This window comes from Pyxidicoccus fallax, assembly GCF_012933655.1.
Taxonomy (GTDB): Bacteria; Myxococcota; Myxococcia; order Myxococcales; family Myxococcaceae; genus Myxococcus; species Myxococcus fallax.
In genome coordinates this window covers 1-5,169 of record NZ_JABBJJ010000547.1, presented here as the reverse complement: position 1 = coordinate 5,169, position 5,169 = coordinate 1, and the positions used below count along the sequence as shown (strand labels likewise).

The window sequence follows — 5,169 nt, the reverse complement described above, 5'->3', positions numbered from 1 at the left end:
CCTCCCCCACCGTCACCACCGCGTCGTAGTCCGCGGCCACGTCCACCAGCTGCCGCAGGAGCTCCACGTCCGGCTCCCCCTCCCCCAACGCCGCCGCCGGCATGCGGATGAAGCGCACCGGCACCTTCCACTGCTTCAGCCCCTCCAGCAGCGTCCGGTACGCGTCCAGCGGCTCGCCGCCGGTGGAGGCCGGGGCCGTCAGCTCCAGTGACAGCTCGCGCTCGGACACCGGGCCCGCGAGCACGTTCAGCGCCTCCACGGCGGCGTACGAGTCCAGGCGCGAGAGGTCCAACGACACCAGCGTGAATCCGGCGTCCACCACGCGGAAGAGGCCCTCCTGCAGGGGGCCCAGCGCGTCGCCGTCCACGCGGGCCACGCGCACCGGCCCGGCCTGGAGGAACAGGGGCCGCGAGTGCTCGGCCTCCACCGCCGCCTCGTGCACGGCCGTCACGAAGCGCTCCGCCGCGCCCCGGTCCGCCAGCGGGTGCGGGCACGCCAGCCCCAGCACCGCGTCCTCGGCACGGGCCGCGCGAAGCAGCCCCGGCAGCGCCGCCTTCGCCTGCACGGGCAGGCACGGCAGCGCCACCGGCGCGCGCTCCAGGACGCGCAGGAGCTCCTTCGGGTTCAGGAAGGGAATGCGCGAGCCGGCGCCCACCCTCGCCACCGTGTTGCCCGGCCGCAACGACAGCACCTTGTCCAGCACGCTCATGGGCCGCCGAGGATGGTCCGCCCGTCCCGGCCAGTGCAAGGCGAACCCGCCATGAGCGTCCGTTGCGCCACGGGCGCTCGCCCGCGAGGGCGACGCGCGGGCACGGCCCTCGCCGGGACGGGCGCCCCAGCCGCTCAGAACCGGCCCACGAGCCCCCCGAGAAGGCCCCCGTCGCGCGTCGAGCCCGCCACCGGAATCAGCCTCGGGGCCTCGGCCCTCTGCGAAGGAGGCGAGTCGTCACCGCGGGCGCTGGAGATTTCGTAGCCCACGATGGCGCCTCCGAGAGGCAGCAGCACCACCAGGGACGACAGGGGAATGGGATATTCGCTGTTCCGGAAGAGGAGGTACCCGGTCCCCGCGCCGAGCCCCGCGCCCGTCATGGTGGCCCAGAAGCTCCCCTTCCCTCCCATGAAGCTCCCGGCCGCGTACACCCCGAGTCCCGCGCCCAGGCCGGCACCCAGTCTGACCATGGGGTGGTTGTCATCCTCGCAGCGGCCACAGTTCGTGAAGGAGCCGCCGGAGAGGGCCTCACCCGCGAGTGTGCCGAGCACGACGCCCCCGCCGCCCACGAGCAGCTCCGTCAGGACGCGGCGGGTCCCCTCGCCGGACCCGTCCTCGGCGATGCTGCTCACCGACGGAGGCGGGGACTCCTCGGGGGAGCGGTCCTGCCGCAAGGGCGCGTCCGCGGCGGGAACGGAGGGGGTGCCCGCTGGCGCCTCCGAGGTGGCCTCGGGCCTGGGCGCCGTGGACGACGCCACCTCCCGCGACAGTCCCACCCCGGGAATCAGCACGCAGAACAGCGCGAGCGAGCGCAGTTGCTTCATGGCAACGACCTCGGAGCGCGCGGGACACGACCGGCCATTCGGCCCACCGCTGACCCGGTACCTTACGAGAACCCACACCCGGAGTCACGCCGCCCCCCATGACGGGAGGCGACAGCGTCGCCCTCAGTGCACCTCGCCCAGGTGGGCGTAGGTCTCGCTCTCGATCTGGATGGTGGTGTGGTCGATGCCGAAGCGGTCGTACAGGTCGTGCTTCACCGCCGAGAGAATCTCGTCGTTGTTGCACACCATGGGGTCCTGCACCACCAGGTGCGCGGACAGCGCGTAGACGCCGCTGGAGATGGTCCACACGTGCAGGTCGTGCACCGCCGTCACGCCCTTCACGCGCAGCATCAGCTCCTTGATCTGCGCCATGTCCACGTGCGCCGGCACTGCCTCCATCAGCACGTCCACCGCGTCCCGCACGAGGCGCACCGCGCCCACCACGATGACCACGGAGATGACCACCGAGATGATGGGGTCCACCACGAACCAGCCGGTCAGCGCCATGATGCCGGCGCCAATCAGCACGCCCACCGAGGACAGCGTGTCCCCCAGCACGTGCAGGAAGGCGCCCCGCACGTTCATGGAGTGCGTGCTGTGAAGGAAGCCCAGGGCCCCCAGGTTCGCCAGCAGGCCCACCGTGGCCACCAGGGCCATGGGCTTCAGCTCCACCGGCGAGGGTGTGCGGAAGCGCTCCCAGGCCTCGTAGAGGATGAAGCCGGTGATGCCCAAGAGCAGCACGCCGTTGAGCAGCGCGCTGAGGATTTCCATGCGGTAGTAGCCGTACGTCTTCTTGACGTCCGCCGGCTTGCCCGCGAACCAGAGCGCCAGGAGGCTCAGCGCCAGGGCGGACACGTCCGTCAGCATGTGGCCCGCGTCCGACATGAGGGCCAGTGAGTTCGTCACCCACCCGCCCACCGCCTCCGCCAGCGCGATGGTGGCCGTCAGGACCAGGGCGAACAGGAGCCGGCTGCGGTCCTTCCGGCGCTCCTCCGCCAGGGTCCCCTTCCGGGGACCGTGCCCATGGCCGTGCCCATGCCCATGGTGGTGGTGATGATGATGTTCATGCCCCTCGCCGTGCTCGTGCTCGTGGCCATGCGCTGATCCACCGCGCGTGTGTGTGGAAGTAGTCACGGGAGAGAGGGGTGCGGATAAAGCCCGTTCATGGGGTATGAGAGGCGAGGAATCGATTTCCGACGACCCGGTGTCCCCAGCCCCGAGCGAGGGGGCGCACGGAGGTGGGGATGGACTTCGAGAAGCACCTGAACCTGCACACCATCATCATGCTGAGAGATGTCATCCGCAAGTGGTGGCAGGTCGAGCTCTCGTACGCGGACAAGCATGGCCTGGTGCATGACTGGCAGCGCGGGGACATCGTCCCGCCGCCCAACGACTTCTGCCGCATGTCGCTCTCCTCCAAGGAGGGGCTGCGGCGCTGCGGGCAATCGGTGAGGGTGCTGCACGAAAAATTCAAGGCCAGCAAGAAACTGCGCCGGGCGCTCTTCCATGACTGCCACCTGAACTTCTCCATCCTGGGCGCCCCCATCTACATCGCCAACGAGTACGAGGGCTTCCTGTTCGTCGAGGGGTTCGCCCGCCAGCCGCTGACGGGGCGCGACGCGGAGCAGCTCCGGGCGAAGATGGTCCCCATCGCGCCGCCGCACTCGGACCTGGAGCGCGCCGAGGACCGCGTGCCCGTGCTGGATGGGGCCGAGCTGAGCAAGCTCACGGACCTGCTCGAGTTCGCGGTGACGGAGATCTCCAACTACGAGCTGGAGCAGTCGCGCCGGGACGAGACGCTGCAGTCGCTCAACAACGACATGAGCGACCGCTACCGCTTCGAGAAGATCATCGGGCGGTCCGGGCCGATGATGGAGGTCTTCCGGCTGATGGAGAAGGTGGCCAACTCCGACTCCACCGTCCTCATCAACGGCGAGTCCGGCACCGGCAAGGAGCTGGTGGCGCGCGCCATCCACCACAACGGCCCGCGCAAGGACCAGCCCTTCGTGGTGCAGAACTGCTCCGCCTTCAACGACAACCTCCTGGAGAGCGCCCTCTTCGGCCACACGCGCGGCGCCTTCACCGGCGCGCTGCGGGACAAGAAGGGCCTGTTCGAGGTGGCCGACGGCGGCACCTTCTTCCTGGACGAGGTGGGCGACATGTCCCCCGCCCTCCAGGTGAAGCTGCTGCGCGTGCTGCAGGAGGGCACGTTCCTCCCGGTGGGCGGCACCCAGCTCAAGGAGGTCAACGTCCGCGTCATCGCCGCCACCCACAAGGACCTGGGCGAGCTCGTCAAGCGCGGGGAGTTCCGCGAGGACCTCTTCTACCGCATCAACGTCATCCGCGTGCAGCTGCCGCCCCTGCGCGAGCGTCGGGACGACATGCCCATCCTCATCGACCACTTCCTGCGCAAGCACCACCGCGACGGGCAGCGCGCGCGGGGGCTGGCTCCGGAGGCGCTGGCCATCCTCGGGGCCTACTCGTGGCCGGGCAACATCCGCGAGCTGGAGAACGAGCTGGAGCGACTGCTCGTGCTCGGCGGCGACATGGAGATCATCCCCGCGGAGCTCCTCTCCAGCCGCATCCGCGACGCGGTGGTGCCCGGAGGCGGGCCCTTCATCCCCCCGCGCACCCACGGCAAGCTGCACGAGGCGGTGGAGGCCCTGGAGCGGGAGATGATCCAGCAGGGCCTCTTGCGCACCCGCTACAACAAGAGCCGGCTGGCGCGCGAGCTGGGCATCAGCCGCTCCAACCTGATTCTCAAGATTGCCCGCTACGGCCTGGACAAGGGCCTGCCCGACGACGAGGCCGAGGTGGAGGAGGCATGAGCCCCGAGGCCGCCTACTTCCGCCAGGACTGCCTGCGCGTCCCCGACGGCGCGGAGCTGTACTACCAGGTCTCCGGTGATGGCCTGCCGGGCATGGTGCTCTGCGACGGCCTGGGCTGCGACGGCTTCGCCTGGAAGTACCTCGCCCCGTACCTCGCCCGGCGCCACCGCGTGCTGCGCTGGCACTACCGGGGCCATGGCCGCTCGGGCAACCCGGATGACCGCTCGCGCGTGGGCATGCTCTACACGTGCGACGACCTGCAGCGCATCATGGACGCCGCGGGTCTGGAGCGCGCCGTGCTCTTCGGCCACTCCATGGGCGTGCAGGTGGCGCTGGAGTTCCACCGCCGCTACGCCAGCCGCGTCTGCGGGCTCGTGCTGATTTGCGGCAGCTACGGCAACCCGCTGGACACGTTCCACGACTCCACCCTCCTCAAGCGCCTCTTCCCCGTCATCCGCCGCGTGGTGGAGCGCTACCCCCAGCAGTCCGCCCGCATCATCCACGCCGCGCTCCGCACGGAGCTGACGGTGCAGCTGGCGATAACCCTGGAGATGAACCGCGAGCGCATCGCCCGCAACGACCTGGGCCCCTACTTCGACCACCTGGCCCGCATGGACCCCGTCGTCTTCGTGCGCACCCTGGAGTCGCTGGCCGAGCACACCGCGTGGGACCACCTGCCCCATGTGGACGTGCCCACGCTCGTCATCTCCGGCGAGCGCGACAAGTTCACCCCCGGGTGGATTTCCCGGAAGATGGCCGCCCGCATCCCCAGCGCCGAGCTGCTCGCCATCCCCGAGGGCACCCACAC

At 70.2% G+C, this 5,169-nt stretch carries 5 protein-coding genes; 2 read left to right on the top strand and 3 right to left on the bottom strand.

Features of this window, described 5'->3' with window-relative positions:
• The 3 genes from HG543_RS51235 to HG543_RS51225 form a co-directional block, all read right to left on the bottom strand.
• Positions 1-709, bottom strand: a 709-nt coding sequence (locus HG543_RS51235) for a hypothetical protein (protein WP_169352288.1), incomplete at its 3' end; no start/stop codon positions are given.
• A gap of 134 nt (positions 710-843) precedes the next feature.
• A complete protein-coding gene (locus HG543_RS51230; RefSeq protein WP_169352287.1) occupies positions 844-1,533 on the bottom strand; it encodes a hypothetical protein in 690 nt (229 codons plus the stop codon).
• 123 nt (positions 1,534-1,656) lie between these two features.
• The gene (locus HG543_RS51225) at positions 1,657-2,667 is read right to left on the bottom strand and encodes a cation diffusion facilitator family transporter (protein ID WP_169352286.1); all 1,011 of its coding nucleotides are present in this window, start codon (positions 2,665-2,667) and stop codon (positions 1,657-1,659) included.
• Between the two features lie 110 nt (positions 2,668-2,777).
• Here HG543_RS51225 and HG543_RS51220 point away from each other — a divergent pair, with 110 nt between their 5' ends.
• Positions 2,778-4,361 carry a sigma 54-interacting transcriptional regulator gene (locus HG543_RS51220; protein ID WP_169352285.1) on the top strand — a complete coding sequence of 528 codons (1,584 nt, stop codon included), beginning with the start codon at positions 2,778-2,780 and terminating at the stop codon, positions 4,359-4,361.
• Positions 4,358-5,169, top strand: an 812-nt coding sequence (locus HG543_RS51215; RefSeq protein WP_169352284.1) for an alpha/beta fold hydrolase, incomplete at its 3' end; no start/stop codon positions are given. The genes HG543_RS51220 and HG543_RS51215, both read left to right, overlap by 4 nt.